The following is a 16,579-nucleotide window of genomic DNA, read 5'->3' as shown; positions in this document are numbered from 1 at the left end:
TTTTGGACGATGCTTGCCGGGATGCAAAATTCTGATGCAAAATCGCATCAGAATCTGAATCACGGAGGGCAGCATGCGCACCACGGTGACCCTGGACGACGCGCTTTATGAGAAAGCGCTCGAAATGGCCGATCCCGGCATGGAGAAGGCCGATCTGTTTCGCGAAGCCGTCAAGACGTTCGTGCGGGTTCAAGCGGCCAAGCGGCTGGCCGCATTAGGCGGCAGCGCGCCCGAGATGGCGGACATCGCGCGTCGGCGCGACGACACGCCCGCGTCATGAGCGTGCTCGTCGACACGTCGGTCTGGGTCGATCATTTCAGACGCCGAAACGGAGCGCTCGTCGAACTGATGCTGAGCGACGAAGCGCTGGCTCATCCGATGGTGCTCGCCGAACTGGCCTGCGGCACGCCGCCCGCGCCACGCGTGCGCACACTAGGCGACATTGGCCTGCTGCGGTCGGCGAATCCGGTGAGCCTGCAGGAAGTCATGGCGCTGATCGAACGCGAACAACTCTACGGCCTCGGCTGCGGCGTGGTCGACCTGATCCTGCTCGGCTCCGTGCTGATCACGCCGGGCGCGCGCCTCTGGACGCTCGACAGGCGGCTGGCAGGTCTCGCCGAACGCTTCGACGTGGCCTGGCAGCCGCCCATGCATTGAATTGCGCGCAGGCTAACCTGTTGCGCAACATGCCCCTCAATCCCGCCGCGTCGCCTCGATCATCAGCGTATCGAGCTTGAACGAGCGATCGCTCTGCACATCGAAATACTGGCGCACTTCATCGGGCGCGTTGTCCCACATCGAGCGGATCGCCGTCACGCGCTCCGGCGGCGTGCGCATGCGCGCGACCCACGTGTCGAAGTCGAGCGCGATGCGCCAGCGCTCCGTCACCTTCGCGTCGAAGCCCGCCGCATCGAGCATGCTCACCCACTCGTCGGCGCGGTAATCGCGGATATGCGACGCATCGCGCAGCAATTCCACCGCCTGAATATGCGTGTCGAAAAGCGGATCGTCGATGCCCGCGATATCGATGAACTTGAGCCGGCCGCCCGGTTTGAGCACGCGATGCACTTCGGCGAGCGCGCGCGGCACGTCGCGCCAGTGGTGCGCGCTCATGCGGCTGATCGCCCAGTTGAAGCTCGCGTCGGCGAACGGCAACGTCTCGGCGGCGCCCTGCTGCGTGCGGATCGTGCTCAAACCGCGCTCCTTCGCGGCGGCTTCGACGGTCGCGAGCATCGGCGGCGCGATATCGTAGGCGACGACTTCCCGCACATGCGGCGCGACCGCGAAGCTCGCGTGACCCGCGCCGCAGCCCATGTCGAGCACCAGCGCGTTGCCGCAGGTCGCCGCGAAGGTCGCGGCCAGGTTTTCGAGATCGGCACCGGTTGCGTGGACCTGGCTGGTGAGATAGGCGGCGGCGGTCGTGCCGAAGGCGTCGGCGACCTGATCGTGATGCTTCATGACATGCTCCTGGTGCGGATCCGGCGCGCCGACGCTCCTGCGCGCGCACCGGTATTCCGGTTGTGTGGGGCGCGAGTTCAGCTGCATGGACCACGACATCTGCGGCTGCGGCCTCGCGTCGATCTTTTTGCTTCTGTCCCCGGGGCGGGTCGGCGCGGCGGCCCGGCGCCGCGTCAGCCGTTACAATAGAGCCCGTTCTGTACCAGTACAAGTTGAGCGATTATTCTGGTATCGCCAGCACCCGCCAGCCTTCCATGAGCCTCGATACCTCCACTACCGGCGATTCCGGCCCCGCTAAAACCCTCGACGCCACGCCCGCGCGCGCGCTCGGCGAGTTCATCCGCGCCCATCGCGAGCGTCTGTCGCCGCAGGAAGTCGGCCTGCCGCCCGGCCCGCGCCGGCGCACGCCCGGCCTGCGCCGCGAGGAAGTCGCGCAGCTTTGCGGCGTGAGTCCGACCTGGTACACGTGGATCGAGCAGGGCCGGCCGGTCTCGGCGTCGGCGGACGCGCTCGCGCGCATCGCCGTGGCGCTGCGGCTCTCGCGCGCCGAGCGCGCGTATCTGTTCGAACTCGCCGCGCAGCGCGATCCCGCCGAACCCGACACCGCCAGCGCCGCCGACGCACCCGCCACCCTGCTGCAAACCGTCGGCCTGATCGACGCGCCCGCCTACGTGCTCGACCGCCAGTGGACCGCGCTCGCCTGGAACGCGCAGGCCGCGGATCTGTTCACGGGCTGGCTCGACGGCGATCACGACCGCAACCTGCTGCGTTTCACCTTCACGGAGCCGCTCGGGCGCGAGCTGATCGTCGACTGGGAAACCCGCGCGCGCCGTCTGGCCGCCGAGTTCCGCGCCGACTCCATCCGCCATCTGAACGACGCGCCCACGCGCGCGCTGATCGATTCGCTGATCGCCGCGAGCGACGAATTCGGCCGCTACTGGGGCTCGCAGGACGTGTTCGAGCGCGAAGGCGGACGGCGCGAATTCCATCATCCGCGCCACGGCCGCATCGCTTACGACCAGATCACGTTCAAGCCCGCGCACCGCGAGGATCTCAAGCTGGTGGTGCTGGTGCGCCTCTGAGTGTGCCCCGGACGCGCCGCATCGCCGGTCCGCGCCTGCGCGGATGGTAAAATCCTGAACTTTCCTGCCGCACCCGGCGCCCTGCGAGGCACTCAGCGCGCGGCCCGCTTTCCCATCGCTCACCGCTCATCATCATGACGTCCCAACTGCACAAAAAAGGCGAAGCCTGGTCGGCTCGCTTCTCCGAACCCATGTCGGAGCTGGTCAAGCGCTACACGTCGTCGGTCTTCTTCGACAAGCGACTCGCGCTCGTGGACATCGAGGGCTCGCTCGCGCACGCGTCGATGCTGGCCGCGCAGAAGATCATCTCCGCCGACGACCTCGCCGCCATCCAGGGCGGCATGGCGCAGATCAAGGGCGAGATCGAGCGCGGCGAATTCGAGTGGAAGCTCGATCTCGAAGACGTGCACCTGAACATCGAAGCGCGCCTCACGGCGCTGATCGGCGACGCGGGCAAGCGTCTGCACACAGGCCGTTCGCGTAACGACCAGGTCGCGACCGACATCCGCCTGTGGCTGCGCGGCGAGATCGACCGCATCGGCGGTCTGATCGGCGACCTGCGCGGCGCGCTGCTGGACCTCGCCGAGCAACACGCGGGCACGATCATGCCGGGCTTCACGCACCTGCAGGTCGCGCAGCCGGTCACCTTCGGCCATCACCTGCTCGCCTACGTGGAAATGTTCACGCGCGACGCAGAGCGCATGGTCGACTGCCGCAAGCGCGTGAACCGCCTGCCGCTCGGCGCGGCGGCGCTCGCGGGCACGAGCTATCCGATCGACCGCTTCGCCGTGGCGAAGACGCTCGGCTTCGACGGCATCTGCACGAACTCGCTCGACGCCGTCTCCGACCGCGACTTCGCGATCGAATTCACGGCCGCCGCCGCGCTCGTCATGACGCACGTGTCGCGCTTCTCGGAAGAACTGGTGCTGTGGATGAGCCCGCGCGTCGGCTTCATCGACATCGCCGACCGCTTCTGCACCGGCTCGTCGATCATGCCGCAGAAGAAGAACCCCGACGTGCCCGAACTGGCGCGCGGCAAGACCGGCCGCGTGAACGGCCATCTGATGGGCCTGCTCACGCTGATGAAAGGCCAGCCGCTCGCGTACAACAAGGACAATCAGGAAGACAAGGAGCCGCTGTTCGATACCGTCGATACGGTCGCGGACACGCTGCGCATCTTCGCGGAAATGGTCGCCGGCATCACGGTCAAGGCCGACGCCATGCGCGCCGCCGCGCTGCAAGGCTTCTCGACGGCCACCGATCTCGCCGACTATCTGGTGAAGAAGGGTCTGCCGTTCCGTGACGCGCACGAAGCCGTGGCGCACGCGGTGCGGATCTGCGTGGATCGCAACTGCGATCTCGCCGACCTGACACTCGACGAAATGCGCAGCGAACTGCCGGCCGTCGCGCATCTGCTCGCCGAAGACGTGTTCGAAGTGCTGACGCTGGAAGGCTCGGTGTCGTCGCGCAATCATCCGGGCGGCACTGCGCCCGAACAGGTGCGTGCGGCGATTGTCGCGGCGCGCGCGGCGCTCGGCGCGGCGAAGTAAGCGCGAAGCAAGCGCGAAGCAAGCGCAGCGGGCCGCCAGGCCATGCACCCGAAACGGGCGCGCGACGGACAACGTCGCGCGCCCGTTTTGTTTTTGCGCGCGGCGTGTAAATTGCGCAGAGGCAAACCGCGCGGCTGTACCCGCTTCGAATGGCCCCAGTTGTACGCCTGACGATCGCGCCCCTTGACCTAGAATCGAGATCGTTACTGTTGCGCTTCTATCGCGTTCCGTCGCTTTCCCGCTCCGAGTCTCCGCCCCGATGATCGTCCGCCCTCACCTCAACTGGTTCCGCATGCTGCTCGCGTGGCGCGGTTCAGTCCTGCCGCAACTGCTGCCGCGGCTCTTTATCGTGCTGTGTCTGTCGATCGTCGCCGTCGCCGCGCACGACCACATCCTGCGCGTGACCGTGAACCTCAGCACGGTGCCGTTTTCGCTGATCGGCATCGCGCTCGCCGTGTTTCTCGGCTTTCGCAACAACGCGAGCTACGACCGCTACTGGGAAGGCCGCAAGCTCTGGGGGCAACTGCTCAACGAATCGCGCTCGCTCGCGCGCGAGGCGCTCACGCTCGTCACGCCCAATCAAGGCGAGGACGCCCGCAGCCACGCGCGTCCGTTCGTCGAGATCCTGTGCGCGCTGCCGCATGCGCTGCGCCATCAACTGCGCCACACGGACCCGCGCGCCGACCTCGAAACGCGTCTGCCGCCCGCACTGCTCGAGCGCGCGATGGCCTCGCAATTCCGTCCCGCCACGCTGCTGCTGTGCGCGTCCGAGTGGATGCGCGGCGAAGCGCGCGCGGGCCGTCTGGACGGCTATGCGGTGCTCGCCTTCGAGCGCAATCTCAACGGACTCTCGGACGTGATCGGCGGCTGCGAGCGCATCGCCTCCACGCCGCTACCGTTCGCCTACACGGTGATGATCCATCGCACGGTCTACTTCTTCTGCGCGATGCTGCCGTTCGGGCTCGTCGACAGCATCGGCGCGCTCACGCCGATCTTCGCCGTGTTCGTGGCCTACGCGTTCATGGCGCACGAAGCGATCGCCTCGCAGATCGAGGACCCGTTCGGCATCGAAGACAACGACCTCGCCCTCAACGCGATGTCGACGGGCATCGAGTCGGCGCTGCACGATCTGCTCGGCGACCCGACGCGCACGCCGTCCCATCCGCCCGAGCAGTTCATTCTCGACTGACGCGGCCCAAATCCGCGGCTCAAAACCGCGCCCAAAACAAAACCGGCGTGTATCGCGAAGATACACGCCGGTTTTTTCATGGAACGCACGCAACGGTCAGCGGTTGTTCACCGTCTCCGACAAACGCTTCAATGTGGCCAGCCGCGCACCGAGCAGATCGAGGCGCGCGCGCTCGTCGATGAGCGGCGTGGTTGCATCGCGATACGCGCGCCACGCGCTCTGCGCGCGCGACACGGCAGGCCGCGCGTGCTTCGGCATCCGCGCGTAAAGCTGCCGGTAATAGCGGTTGAGGTCGTAGCTCACGTGCTCGCAGCGCGCATCGGCGCTACAGGCGCGCGAACGCGGCGCCTGGCCGTCCCAGCTCGCGGCTTCGTTGCGCAGCGCAAGCGCGCGGTCGCGCACCGGCTGCAAGCGCATGTCGGCCTCGTAGAGCTGATACGTGCTGCCGCTCGTGGTCGCGAACGCGGCGCCAAGCATGGTGTCCTCGGCGTCGCGCCACGCCACCCACTTCTGCTGGCTCAGCTTCCAGCGTTTCTGGTCCGCCGGTTTGAGCTTCGCGTTCAGTTGCACGAGCGCGGATTCCGTGGCGGCGCGCCATGCGCCGCGCGCCTCTTCCATGCACTGGATCTGGCCCGCTGTCGTCGAGCGGTCCGCGCGCGCGAGACACGCGCGCATCGCCGTATCGATCGGATCGGCGGCCGCCACTTCGGCGCGCGCGGGCGCGGCGGCGAACATCGTCGCCGCCAGCGCCAGCGCCGCCGTCAGCGCCCGCAGGGTTCGCGAAGTTCGCACCGTCATGCCGCCCGCCTCCGCGCTCAGCCGCGCACGCAATCCACGAAATACTCGATGCGGCCGTTGATGGTCTCGCCCACGAGTCCGTGGATGTCGGTGTGGAAACCCGGGAAGCGCTCGTTGAATTCGCGCGCGAACTTGAGGTAGTTCACGATCGTCTTGTTGAAGCGCTCGCCCGGAATCAGCAGCGGAATGCCCGGCGGATACGGCGTGAGCAGGATCGACGTCACGCGGCCTTCGAGTTCGTCGACCGGCACGCGATCGATCTCGCGGTGCGCGAGCTTCGCGAACGCGTCGGACGGTTTCATGGCCGGCTCCATCGTCGACAGATACATCTCGGTCGTCAGACGCGCGATGTCGTTGGCGCGGTAGACGCTGTGGATCTGCTGGCACAGATCGCGCAGGCCCACGCGCTCGTACATCGGATGCTGCGCCACGAACTCGGGCAGCACGCGCCAGAGCGGCTGGTTGTTGTCGTAGTCGTCCTTGAACTGCTGCAGTTCGGTGACCATCGAGTTCCAGCGGCCCTTCGTGATGCCGATCGTGAACATGATGAAGAACGAGTACAGACCGGTCTTCTCGACGATGATGCCGTGCTCGGCCAGGTACTTCGTGACGATCGCCGCCGGAATGCCGGTTTCGCCGAACTCGCCGTCCACGTCCAGACCCGGCGTGACGATGGTCGCCTTGATCGGGTCCAGCATGTTGAAGCCTTCCGCCAGCGCGCCGAAGCCGTGCCAGTGGTCGTTCGGACGCAGGATCCAGTCGTCGCGCGAGCCGATGCCTTCCTCGGCCAGATCGTCCGGACCCCAGACCTGGAAGAACCAGTCGTCGCCGTATTCGGCGTCCACCTTGCGCATCGCGCGGCGGAAGTCGAGCGCCTCGGCGATCGACTCTTCGACCAGCGCCGGACCGCCCGGCGCTTCCATCATGGCCGCGGCCACGTCGCACGACGCGATGATCGCGTACTGCGGCGAGGTCGACGTGTGCATCAGATACGCCTCGTTGAAACGATGGCGGTCGAATGCGCTGTCTTCCGAATCCTGCACGACGATCTGCGAAGCCTGCGAGATGCCGGCCAGCAGCTTGTGCGTCGAGTGCGTCGCGAACACGAGCGCCTTGGTGCGCGGACGGCCCGCGCCGATCGCGTGCATGTCCTGATAGAACGCGTGGAACTCGGCGTGCGGCAGCCACGCTTCGTCGAAGTGCAGCGTGTCGAGCATGTCGCCGAGCAGATCCTTGATCATCTCGACGTTGTAGACCACGCCGTCGTACGTGCTCTGCGTGATCGTCAGAATGCGCGGCTTGACGTTCGGGTTCTTCGCCAGCGCTTCACGCGCGAACGGATTCGCCTCGATCTTCTTGCGGATGTTTTCCGGCTTGAACTCGTCGCGCGGAATCGGGCCGATGATGCCGAAGTTGTTGCGCGTCGGCGTGAGGAACACGGGAATCGCGCCCGTCATCGTGATCGCGTGCAGGATCGACTTGTGGCAGTTGCGGTCGACCAGCACGATGTCGCCCGGCGCCACGGTGGCGTGCCAGACGATCTTGTTCGAGGTGGACGTGCCGTTGGTCACGAAGAACACGTGGTCCGCGCTGAAAATGCGCGCGGCGTTGCGCTCCGACGCCGCGACCGGGCCGGTGTGATCGAGCAGCTGGCCGAGTTCTTCCACGGCGTTGCAGACGTCGGCGCGCAGCATGTTCTCGCCGAAGAACTGGTGGAACATCTGGCCGAGCGGGTTCTTCAGGAACGCCACGCCGCCCGAGTGACCCGGGCAGTGCCACGAGTACGAGCCTTCGTCGGCGTACTTGACGAGTTCCTTGAAGAACGGCGGCGAGAGCGCATCGAGATACACCTTCGCTTCGCGAATGACGTGGCGCGCCACGAACTCCGGCGTGTCCTCGAACATGTGGATGAAGCCGTGCAGCTCGCGCAGGATGTCGTTGGGCAGATGGCGCGAGGTGCGCGTTTCGCCGTACAGGAAGATGGGGATGTCGGCGTTGCGCTTGCGCACCGCTTCCATGAACGCGCGCAGCGCGACGATCGCGGGCGCGTGCTCGGGCGCTTCGCCGTCGCTGCCTTCCACGTAGGGCAGCAGTTCGTCGTCGTCGATCGACAGGATGAAACAGGCCGCGCGGCTCGATTGCTGCGCGAACGACGTGAGGTCGCCGTAGCTCGTCAGCCCGAGGACTTCCGCGCCCTCTTTCTCGATGGCTTCGGCGAGTGCCCGGATGCCGGAACCCGAGATGTTCTCGGAGCGAAAGTCTTCGTCGATGATGACGACGGGAAAGCGAAACTTCATGGGCGAATCTCCAAAAGAAACGACCGCTGCTTTAAACGCGCAGCGGTCCCCGTATGTCGTTGAAGCCGGAGTGGGTTTGCGCTCGAACTCAGGTCTTCGGCAGCGTGACGCCGTGCTGGCCTTGATACTTGCCGCCGCGGTCGGCGTACGACACTTCGCAGATCTCGTCGCTCTCGAAGAAGAGCACTTGAGCCACGCCTTCGTTCGCGTAGATTTTCGCAGGCAAAGGTGTCGTATTCGAGAATTCGAGCGTCACGTAGCCTTCCCACTCGGGTTCGAACGGCGTGACGTTCACGATGATGCCGCAACGCGCATAGGTCGATTTGCCGAGGCAGACCGTCAGGACGTTGCGCGGAATGCGGAAATACTCGACCGTGCGCGCCAGCGCGAACGAATTCGGCGGGATGATGCAGACGTCGCCCTTGAAGTCCACGAACGACTTCTCGTCGAAATTCTTCGGATCGACGATGGTCGAATTGATGTTCGTGAAGATCTTGAATTCGTCGGCGCAGCGGATGTCGTAGCCGTAGCTCGAGGTGCCGTAGCTCACGATCTTGCGGCCGTCTTCCGACGTGCGGACCTGGTCGCGCACGAACGGCTCGATCATGTTCTGCTCTTCGGCCATGCGCCGGATCCACTTGTCGGATTTGATTGCCATGTTTCGCTACGGTCCAGAAAAAACGGGGATGTAACCCCGGGCCGCGACCCGGGGGAAAGCCGCGCGAACGGGCCGACGGGCGGGCCGCTCGCGAAAGGCGACTATTTTACGCGATGTCAACCGGCGTGCCGGGAAGTGCGCCACGAGGCGCATCTACGCGGGCGCCGCAGGGCTTGCCGCGGCGCATCATGCGCGCTCGGGCGCTGCAATGCAAGCGTTGTTTGCGAGGACGGCTTCGGGCGGGCGCGGATCACGTGTGAGTCGGGCGGGAATCGTGCCAATCCGCAGCCTGGCGGGGACTTCGGGCCGGGCGGCTTGGGGCGGCTTGGGGCGGCTTGCAGCGATTCGCGTCGGCTTACTGCGCCTTGATGACGCCGCACGCGATCGCCGCGCCGGTGCCGCGCTGCGGATACGCATACGGGTCGATGGCGTCGTGATGCACGATCACCGCGCGCTGGATGACCGAGCGCACGCCGTCGAGCGAAACATCCGGCGCGACGATGAAGCCGATAGCTACGCCGTTCGAATCCGCATGAATATTGCCGAGGTCGCCTTCCACGCGCGCGCCGGCCTTGAGCCGGTCGGCCGCGGGCGCGAACACGGCGCCCGCGCTGGAGGCGTCGGCGGCGTTGCAGTCGCCGCGCTCGTGTACCTGCAGCGCATGGTCGCTGTCCGGTTGCAGGCCGGCGAGGTTGTAGCTCACCTGCACGCCGTCCGAACGCTCGACGAAGGACACGGTCCCGCGCACCTGGCTGCCGACCGTGGGCAGCACCTGCGCGCCTGCGCGCTTGTCCTGCTGCCCCATGAAGCTCGTGCAGCCGCCCAGCAGCGCACACGCAACCACGGCCAGCACGACTGCGTCTACCGCGTTCCTGTCGTTCCGTTTAACCATGCGATCCTCTTGCCGTCTCGCGGCCGCCCCTGCGGCCGTCGATCCGGACCCATGAAGCCCACATGATACCGCGCGCACGCGCTCTCGCGGGCCTTGCATGAGCACGGCGGCGAGCACGTTGCGTGCCGCCGCAGGCCTTGCTCAGCAAGCGATGCGAAGAATCGCGCGAACGCCGCCGTCGATCAGGTGTTCTGCACGACGATGGTCGGGAACTTCGAGGTCATGTCGCGGGCGCGTTCGGCGATCTGAATGGCCACGCGGCGCGCGATCGCCTTATAGGTCGACGCGACCTGCCCGGCCGGATCCGCGACCACGGTCGGCTGGCCCGAATCGGCCTGCTCGCGGATCGAGATATCGAGCGGCAGGCTGCCCAGCACCTCGACGCCGTACTCCTTCGCCATGCGCTCGCCGCCGCCCGCGCCGAAGATATGCTCGGCGTGGCCGCAGTTCGAGCAGACGTGCACAGCCATGTTCTCGACGATGCCGAGAATCGGAATACCCACTTTCTCGAACATCTTGAGGCCCTTCTTGGCGTCGAGCAGCGCGATGTCCTGCGGCGTCGTCACGATCACGGCGCCCGTGACCGGCACGCGCTGCGAGAGCGTGAGCTGGATGTCGCCCGTGCCCGGCGGCATGTCGACCACCAGATAGTCCAGCTCGCGCCAGTTGGTCTGCCGCAGCAGCTGTTCGAGCGCGGACGTGGCCATCGGGCCGCGCCAGACCATCGGGTTGTCCTGATCGACGAGAAAGCCGATCGAATTGGCCTGCACGCCGTGGCCTTCGAGCGGATTCATCGACTGGCCGTCCGGCGACTCGGGGCGGCCTTCGATGCCGAGCATCATCGGCAGCGACGGGCCGTAGATGTCCGCGTCGAGTACGCCCACCGAGGCGCCCTCGGCCGCCAGCGCGAGCGCGAGGTTCACGGCGGTCGTGCTCTTGCCGACGCCGCCCTTGCCCGACGCCACGGCCACGATGTTCTTCACGTTCGGCAGCAGCTTCACGCCGCGCTGCACCGTATGCGCGGCCACTTCGTGACGCACGTTCACGCGGCTCGATGCGACGCCCGGCACGGCGGCCAGCGCGGCTTCGACCTGCGCGCGCACCGCGTCGTACTGGCTCTTCGCCGGGTAGCCGAGCACGATCTCGACGCCCACCGTGTCGCCGTCGATCGTGACGTTGCGCACGCCTTTGGCGACCGTGTACGGCTTGCCCGTGTTGGGATCCGCGAGGGCCGCGAGCGCGGCGTCGACCAAAGCCCGATCTATGCTCATTGAAACTCCGTGGGGAATGTCCCGGCGCAAGCGGCATCAGGCCGCGCAGACGCCGGAAATCGAAAGAAATTGTTAAGCTGGATTGCGCAATTGTCTGCGACAAGGCACGCTTCGCGGCAACGGTTATCCTGAACCGCGCGCGCCTGTGTCAAGCGGCCGCCGAGCAGCAGGTGTACCGGATGCATCAGATGCGACAACGGCGCAAGCCAGCCCTCAAGCCGTCATTGTAGTAGCTGCCGCGGCGCGTCGTTTGAAGACCCTGACTGCAATCGGGGCCCACAGGAAGCGCACGCAGCCGTCACGTTCCACTCCAGAGAGGAAGGATTGAAAATGAACACAAGAATCTTGACCCGCCTGTCCGTCTTCGCCGTCGCCGGTGCGCTCGTCGCCGGCTGCGCGACCCAGCAGGGCACCGACACGGCGCTCGGCACCGGCGTCGGCGCCGGCACGGGCGCCGCCATCGGCGCGATCTTCGGCGGCGGCAAGGGCGCGGCAATCGGCGCTGGCGCGGGTGCGCTGGTCGGCGGCGTCACCGGCTACAACTGGCAGAACATCAAGAACAAGCTCTCGGGCGCGACCAAGGGCACGGGCACGCAGATCACCGAGCAGCCGGACGGCTCGCTCAAGCTCAACATCCCGAGCAACGTGACGTTCGACACGAACAGCTACGCCATCAAGCCGACGTTCGCGCCGGTGCTCGACCAGGTTGCGCAGACGCTGCAACAGAACCCGGAAGTGGTCGCGCAGGTCGTCGGCCATACGGATAACACCGGCCAGCCGGCGTACAACCAGACGCTGTCGGTCAACCGTGCACAGAGCGTCGTGAACTACCTCGCCTCGCGCGGCATCCAGATGCAGCGCATGGCGGCCGAAGGCCGTGGCGACACGCAACCGATCGCCGACAACAGCACCGAAGCCGGCCGCGCCGCGAACCGTCGCGTGGAAATCTATCTGCGTGCAACGGCGCAGCATCAGGGCGGCTAAGCTCGCGCGGCGCATGGCGCGCCAGAAATTAGCGCCATAAATAAGTGACACACCAACGGGACAGCGGCTTCGCTGTCCCGTTTTTATTTCCGCAGATGAACGCCGATCACGCCAACGCCCCGCCAGCCGGGCGCTCAGCCCGTCGCGCCGCGACGCTCGCCGGGAAAGTTAAAAAAATTTCGAACTCTCGTTGAAAGGTGCTGTCTGTCTTTACGGTACGTGTGCGGCGACGCCGCCGCGTCACCATTCTCCTCTTGTCGTTGTTGCTCCGGGGCCATCCTGCCCCGGTTTTTTTTGCCCCTCGATTTCGTCATGCCGATGCCTCGCGCATCGGGTCGCAGACTGGAGCGCACGCCGTAACGCGCCGTCCGCCCGGATCCGCGCGCCACGGTTGAGCGTCGGCCCGCCTGAGCCCGCTTTCGTCCGCGCCATCCGGCAGCCGACCGCGCGGACCGGCCGCCCTGCTAAAATCGCCCTTTCCCCCCGCAACATCGGACTTCCATCCACTTATGTCAGCACCCTCTACCGACCTCGCCGCCGGCGCGCCTGCCGTCCAGGGACGCCGCCAGATTCTCGTCACGTCTGCTCTGCCTTACGCCAACGGCCAGATCCATATCGGCCACCTGGTCGAGTACATCCAGACGGACATCTGGGTTCGCGCGCTGCGAATGCACGGCCACGAGGTCTATTACGTCGGTGCCGACGACACGCACGGCACGCCCGTCATGCTGCGCGCCGAGAAGGAAGGCCTCACGCCGCAGCAGCTGATCGCGCGCGTCTGGCAGGAACACAAGCGCGATTTCGACAGCTTCGGCGTGTCGTTCGACAACTACTACTCGACCGATTCGGACGAGAACCGCGTGCTGTCCGAGTCCGTCTATCTGGCGCTCAAGGAAGCCGGTTTCATCGAAACGCGCGATATCGAGCAGGCCTACGATCCGGTCAAGAACATGTTTCTGCCGGACCGCTTCATCAAGGGCGAGTGCCCGAAGTGCGGCGCGAAGGATCAGTACGGCGACAGCTGCGAAGTCTGCGGCTCGACCTACGCACCGACCGATCTGAAGAATCCGTACTCGGTCGTGTCGGGCGCCACGCCGATCCGCAAGACCTCGACGCACTACTTCTTCCGTCTTTCCGACTCGCGCTGCGAAGAATTCCTGCGCGGCTGGGTGGCGGGACTCGCACAGCCGGAAGCGACCAACAAGATGCGCGAATGGCTCGGCGACGCGGGCGAATCGAAGCTCGCCGACTGGGACATCTCGCGCGACGCGCCGTACTTCGGCTTCGAGATTCCGGGCGCGCCGGGCAAGTACTTCTACGTGTGGCTCGACGCGCCGGTCGGCTACTACGCGAGCTTCAAGAACCTGTGCGAACAGCGCGGGCTCGACTTCGACGCGTGGGTCAAGCCCGGCACGAAAACCGAGCAGTACCACTTCATCGGCAAGGACATCCTGTATTTCCACACGCTGTTCTGGCCGGCGATGCTGGAGTTCTCGGGCCATCGCACGCCGACGAACGTGTTCGCACACGGCTTCCTGACGGTGGACGGCGCGAAGATGTCGAAGTCGCGCGGCACCTTCATCACCGCGGAAAGCTACGTCACGACGGGCCTGAACCCCGAGTGGCTGCGCTACTACTTCGCGGCGAAGCTCAACAGCACGATGGAAGATCTCGACCTGAACCTCGAAGACTTCCAGGCGCGCGTGAACAGCGACCTCGTCGGCAAGTACATCAACATCGCGAGCCGCGCGGCGGGCTTCCTGATCAAGCGTTTCGACGGCCGCGTGCAGGACAGCGCGATGCATCATCCGCTGCTGCAGCAACTGCGCGCCGCGATTCCGCAGATCGCCGCGAACTACGAGGCGCGCGAGTACAACCGAGCGCTGCGTCAGACGATGGAACTCGCCGACGCGGTGAACGGTTACGTCGACACGGCCAAGCCGTGGGAACAGGCGAAGGATCCGGCCAACGCGGTCGCGCTGCATGAAACCTGCAGCGTCAGCCTCGAAGCGTTCCGTCTGCTGTCGCTCGCGCTCAAGCCGGTGCTGCCGCAGCTCGCGCAAGGCGTCGAGGAATTCCTCTCGATCGCGCCGCTCACGTGGGCCGACGCGAACACCGCGCTGTCCTCGCAGCAGCCGATCAACGCGTACAAGCATCTGATGACGCGCGTCGATCCGAAGCAGGTCGAAGCGCTGCTGGCCGCGAACCGCGACTCGCTGCAAGCGACCGACGCCGCGCCCGCCGCTGCCGCCGATGCGAACAAGAAGTCGAAGGCCGCGAAGGAAGCGAAGAAGGCCGAGCCCGAAACGCCGGAAACCATTTCGATCGACGACTTCGCGAAGATCGACCTGCGCGTGGCGCTGATCGTCGACTGCAACATCGTCGAAGGCTCGGACAAGCTGCTGCAACTCACGCTCGACGTCGGCGAAGAAAAGACGCGCAACGTGTTCTCGGGGATCCGTTCGGCCTACAAGCCGGAAGACCTCAAGGGCAAGCTGACGGTGATGGTCGCGAACCTCGCGCCGCGCAAGATGAAGTTCGGCATGTCCGAAGGCATGGTGCTCGCGGCGTCCGCGAAGGACGAGAAGTCCGAACCGGGTCTTTACATCCTCGAACCGCACAGCGGCGCGAAGCCCGGCATGCGCGTGCGCTAAGTTCGGCGTACCACCGCGGCATGAAAAAACACCCCTGTTTCAGGGGTGTTTTCTTTTGTGCGCCGCTTACTGATAGCTCATCGTCATGGTCGCTGTTGCGTTGGCGGTGCCCGCGACGATGGGGTCGCCCGTCGCCACGTATTTCGCGACGATCGGTATCGTGACAGTGCCGTTCTGGGCCGCCGACACGAAGAACTGATTCGCGTTGCCGGCCACCGCCGAATCCGCGCCATACGCCAGCACCTGGCCGTTGTAGCTCAACTGCACCTTGACGCCCTTCGCTGTCGACGTCGGCGTCAGGGACAACTGGTTGGTGCGGTTGGCGGGCGCCGTGGCGTCCGTCATGGTCGCGTAGAGTTTCGTGGTCGAGCCGGTCACGCCTCCGCTGCACGACAGTTGCACATTGGCCGACGCCGCGCCTGCGGTCGAACCGGCTCCGGCAAAGGCGCCGCTCGACACCGGACCGAGGTTGCCCGATACCGACTTGGTGCTCACCGTGCAGGTCGGCACTTTCGGGATCACGCTCAGCGCCCCGTTGTATCGCAGGCTGAAGGCAAAGAGCGGCGAGCCCGTGGTTTGCGAGATCCACCATTGTCCGAACTCTCCGGTCAGCATGCCGCCGGCGGTGATGTCGCCGGTCTTGATCAGCGTGGCCGTCAGCGTCGGGCGGTACACAAAGTTCACCTGGTAACTGAAGCTCCTCGTGATGGGGAATTGCCCCGACGCGAAGCTCAGGATGACACCGATTCCGGGGATGCCCGTGGCGTACTCGCCGTACTGCCCGACCGACGCCTGCGCCCCCGTTCCCGCCGTGCCGAAATACGTGTTGTTGCCGCCCGTCGTGCAGTCGACTTCGATCGCAGCCGAAGCCGCTACGGTCGAGGTCGCGAGTGTCGTCCCGTCCGCAACAGTCGGATCGAAGGCCGGGAAATTGAAGGAGAACGCGAAGACGCCTGGCGCGCCGCCCACCACGACGCAGGACGCCCAGGCGCCGGGCGACAGCGCCAGCAGCACTCCGGCCGCGCACAGCAGCTTCGGGACGGCGCGCGCGCCGGTTCGGGCGCGGCCGCGCACGGCCATCGCCGTCAGCAGGGTCAACGCCCATGCCGCGATTCGTATCACAAACATGACTTCACCTCGAAACAGGCGCACCGCCCGGAAGCGGCACGCTCACGCCGCTCACTTGTATGTGAAATTGACCGTCGCCGCCGCGGCCACGGTGCCCGCCGTCATCGTGCCGAGACGGTAGTACTGCGCCACCATCGGGATCGTCATCGCGTTGGTCGCGTCGACCGTGCCGACGCTCTGTAGCGCATTGAGCGCGATGGCCGTCCCCGTGGTTGCGCCGACACTCGAACCGAGCAGCAGTTGCACGCCGACGCCCGTCGCGGTGCCGGTGTTCTTGAGCACGCTGGTGACGGTGTCGCTCGTGCCGCTGACCGTCATGCTCACGCCCGCGCCGGCCGTACAGCTTTTGAGCTTGAGGTTGAACGCCGCGGGCAGTTGCGTGCTGCCGACGCTCGCGAAATCCGACGACGACGCCGTGGTCAGCGGAATCGTCTGATTGGCGGTCGTGCTGTCGACCGTACAGGTCGGCACGATGATGTTGCCCGTGAAGCTGAGCGTGACGTCCGCCGCCTGCGCCTGCGCGGCGAAGCCCAGGGCCGCGACGGCCGCGAACATTCTGAGTGGATTCATAGCTGTTTCGTTACGTGATGGTGGTTGTTCGCCAATCGGGCGCCCCGG

15 protein-coding genes are annotated in these 16,579 nt (G+C 66.0%); 7 read left to right on the top strand and 8 right to left on the bottom strand.

Translation table 11 applies throughout. The features are described from left to right. The first annotated feature begins 73 nt into the window (after nucleotides 1-73). Nucleotides 74-280 (top strand): type II toxin-antitoxin system VapB family antitoxin, encoded by a 207-nt coding sequence (locus G5S35_RS03660; RefSeq protein WP_065057354.1) that lies wholly within the window; start codon nucleotides 74-76, stop codon nucleotides 278-280. Next, nucleotides 277-657: a type II toxin-antitoxin system VapC family toxin gene (locus G5S35_RS03655; RefSeq protein WP_065057353.1), complete on the top strand. Its 381-nt coding sequence runs from the start codon at nucleotides 277-279 to the stop codon at nucleotides 655-657. Before G5S35_RS03660 ends, G5S35_RS03655 begins: the two co-directional genes overlap by 4 nt. A 36-nt stretch (nucleotides 658-693) precedes the next feature. Here G5S35_RS03655 and G5S35_RS03650 read toward each other — a convergent pair whose 3' ends face one another. Then, the gene (locus tag G5S35_RS03650; RefSeq protein ID WP_183038594.1) at nucleotides 694-1,458 is read right to left on the bottom strand and encodes a class I SAM-dependent methyltransferase; all 765 of its coding nucleotides are present in this window, start codon (nucleotides 1,456-1,458) and stop codon (nucleotides 694-696) included. Nucleotides 1,459-1,712: 254 nt separating this feature from the next. Between G5S35_RS03650 and G5S35_RS03645 the strand changes: the two genes are divergently transcribed. The 3 genes from G5S35_RS03645 (at nucleotide 1,713) to G5S35_RS03635 (ending at nucleotide 5,279) form a co-directional block, all read left to right on the top strand. Beyond that, complete coding sequence (locus tag G5S35_RS03645; protein ID WP_065057352.1) at nucleotides 1,713-2,540, top strand: helix-turn-helix transcriptional regulator; 828 nt, start codon at nucleotides 1,713-1,715, stop codon at nucleotides 2,538-2,540. A gap of 134 nt (nucleotides 2,541-2,674) precedes the next feature. After that, nucleotides 2,675-4,090: an argininosuccinate lyase gene (gene argH / locus G5S35_RS03640; protein WP_065057351.1), complete on the top strand. Its 1,416-nt coding sequence runs from the start codon at nucleotides 2,675-2,677 to the stop codon at nucleotides 4,088-4,090. A gap of 259 nt (nucleotides 4,091-4,349) precedes the next feature. Further along, nucleotides 4,350-5,279: a bestrophin family protein gene (locus G5S35_RS03635; protein WP_183038593.1), complete on the top strand. Its 930-nt coding sequence runs from the start codon at nucleotides 4,350-4,352 to the stop codon at nucleotides 5,277-5,279. A 96-nt stretch (nucleotides 5,280-5,375) separates the two neighbouring features. On the opposite strand, the gene G5S35_RS03630 is transcribed toward G5S35_RS03635, so the two are convergent. The 5 genes from G5S35_RS03630 to apbC all read right to left on the bottom strand — a co-directional run bounded on the left by G5S35_RS03630 (nucleotide 5,376) and on the right by apbC (nucleotide 11,195). Beyond that, nucleotides 5,376-6,077: a lysozyme inhibitor LprI family protein gene (locus tag G5S35_RS03630; RefSeq protein ID WP_183038592.1), complete on the bottom strand. Its 702-nt coding sequence runs from the start codon at nucleotides 6,075-6,077 to the stop codon at nucleotides 5,376-5,378. A gap of 17 nt (nucleotides 6,078-6,094) precedes the next feature. Continuing rightward, on the bottom strand, nucleotides 6,095-8,374 hold the full coding sequence (locus tag G5S35_RS03625; protein WP_074984707.1) for an arginine/lysine/ornithine decarboxylase: 2,280 nt from the start codon (nucleotides 8,372-8,374) through the stop codon (nucleotides 6,095-6,097). Nucleotides 8,375-8,462: 88 nt separating this feature from the next. Next, a complete protein-coding gene (gene dcd / locus G5S35_RS03620; protein WP_065057348.1) occupies nucleotides 8,463-9,032 on the bottom strand; it encodes a dCTP deaminase in 570 nt (189 codons plus the stop codon). A gap of 355 nt (nucleotides 9,033-9,387) precedes the next feature. Next, entirely contained in the window at nucleotides 9,388-9,924 is a 537-nt protein-coding gene (locus G5S35_RS03615; RefSeq protein WP_065057347.1) for a superoxide dismutase family protein, read from the bottom strand. A gap of 182 nt (nucleotides 9,925-10,106) precedes the next feature. Further along, entirely contained in the window at nucleotides 10,107-11,195 is a 1,089-nt protein-coding gene (apbC, locus tag G5S35_RS03610; protein WP_065057346.1) for an iron-sulfur cluster carrier protein ApbC, read from the bottom strand. A 330-nt stretch (nucleotides 11,196-11,525) separates the two neighbouring features. Here apbC and G5S35_RS03605 point away from each other — a divergent pair, with 330 nt between their 5' ends. Both G5S35_RS03605 and metG read left to right on the top strand, forming a co-directional pair. After that, complete coding sequence (locus tag G5S35_RS03605) at nucleotides 11,526-12,179, top strand: YiaD family glycine zipper/OmpA-like lipoprotein (RefSeq protein WP_065057345.1); 654 nt, start codon at nucleotides 11,526-11,528, stop codon at nucleotides 12,177-12,179. Between the two features lie 509 nt (nucleotides 12,180-12,688). Further along, a complete protein-coding gene (gene metG, locus G5S35_RS03600) occupies nucleotides 12,689-14,833 on the top strand; it encodes a methionine--tRNA ligase (protein ID WP_065057344.1) in 2,145 nt (714 codons plus the stop codon). Nucleotides 14,834-14,899: 66 nt separating this feature from the next. Here the strand turns inward: metG and G5S35_RS03595 are convergent, their stop codons facing one another. Together G5S35_RS03595 and G5S35_RS03590 are read right to left on the bottom strand one after the other, a co-directional pair. Beyond that, entirely contained in the window at nucleotides 14,900-15,961 is a 1,062-nt protein-coding gene (locus tag G5S35_RS03595) for a fimbrial protein (RefSeq protein ID WP_183038591.1), read from the bottom strand. A 51-nt stretch (nucleotides 15,962-16,012) separates the two neighbouring features. Then, nucleotides 16,013-16,531, bottom strand: a complete 519-nt coding sequence (locus G5S35_RS03590; protein ID WP_110327572.1) for a fimbrial protein — start codon at nucleotides 16,529-16,531, stop codon at nucleotides 16,013-16,015. Nucleotides 16,532-16,579: the final 48 nt, after the last annotated feature.

It is taken from the genome of Paraburkholderia tropica (assembly GCF_014171495.1).
Classification (GTDB): domain Bacteria; phylum Pseudomonadota; class Gammaproteobacteria; order Burkholderiales; family Burkholderiaceae; genus Paraburkholderia; species Paraburkholderia tropica.
The sequence above is the reverse complement of the archived record's forward strand: the minus strand, read 5'-3'. Positions and strand labels throughout refer to the sequence as shown.

Excerpts from the sequence above, each read along its gene's own strand:
- G5S35_RS03660 (WP_065057354.1), top strand. The coding sequence starts at position 74 with ATGCGCACCACGGTGACCCTGGACGACGCGCTTTATGAGAAAGCGCTC.
- G5S35_RS03655 (WP_065057353.1), top strand. The coding sequence starts at position 277 with ATGAGCGTGCTCGTCGACACGTCGGTCTGGGTCGATCATTTCAGACGC.
- G5S35_RS03650 (WP_183038594.1), bottom strand. The coding sequence starts at position 1,458 with ATGAAGCATCACGATCAGGTCGCCGACGCCTTCGGCACGACCGCCGCC.
- G5S35_RS03645 (WP_065057352.1), top strand. The coding sequence starts at position 1,713 with ATGAGCCTCGATACCTCCACTACCGGCGATTCCGGCCCCGCTAAAACC.
- argH (WP_065057351.1), top strand. The coding sequence starts at position 2,675 with ATGACGTCCCAACTGCACAAAAAAGGCGAAGCCTGGTCGGCTCGCTTC.
- G5S35_RS03635 (WP_183038593.1), top strand. The coding sequence starts at position 4,350 with ATGATCGTCCGCCCTCACCTCAACTGGTTCCGCATGCTGCTCGCGTGG.
- G5S35_RS03630 (WP_183038592.1), bottom strand. The coding sequence starts at position 6,077 with ATGACGGTGCGAACTTCGCGAACCCTGCGGGCGCTGACGGCGGCGCTG.
- G5S35_RS03625 (WP_074984707.1), bottom strand. The coding sequence starts at position 8,374 with ATGAAGTTTCGCTTTCCCGTCGTCATCATCGACGAAGACTTTCGCTCC.
- dcd (WP_065057348.1), bottom strand. The coding sequence starts at position 9,032 with ATGGCAATCAAATCCGACAAGTGGATCCGGCGCATGGCCGAAGAGCAG.
- G5S35_RS03615 (WP_065057347.1), bottom strand. The coding sequence starts at position 9,924 with ATGGTTAAACGGAACGACAGGAACGCGGTAGACGCAGTCGTGCTGGCC.
- apbC (WP_065057346.1), bottom strand. The coding sequence starts at position 11,195 with ATGAGCATAGATCGGGCTTTGGTCGACGCCGCGCTCGCGGCCCTCGCG.
- G5S35_RS03605 (WP_065057345.1), top strand. The coding sequence starts at position 11,526 with ATGAACACAAGAATCTTGACCCGCCTGTCCGTCTTCGCCGTCGCCGGT.
- metG (WP_065057344.1), top strand. The coding sequence starts at position 12,689 with ATGTCAGCACCCTCTACCGACCTCGCCGCCGGCGCGCCTGCCGTCCAG.
- G5S35_RS03595 (WP_183038591.1), bottom strand. The coding sequence starts at position 15,961 with ATGTTTGTGATACGAATCGCGGCATGGGCGTTGACCCTGCTGACGGCG.
- G5S35_RS03590 (WP_110327572.1), bottom strand. The coding sequence starts at position 16,531 with ATGAATCCACTCAGAATGTTCGCGGCCGTCGCGGCCCTGGGCTTCGCC.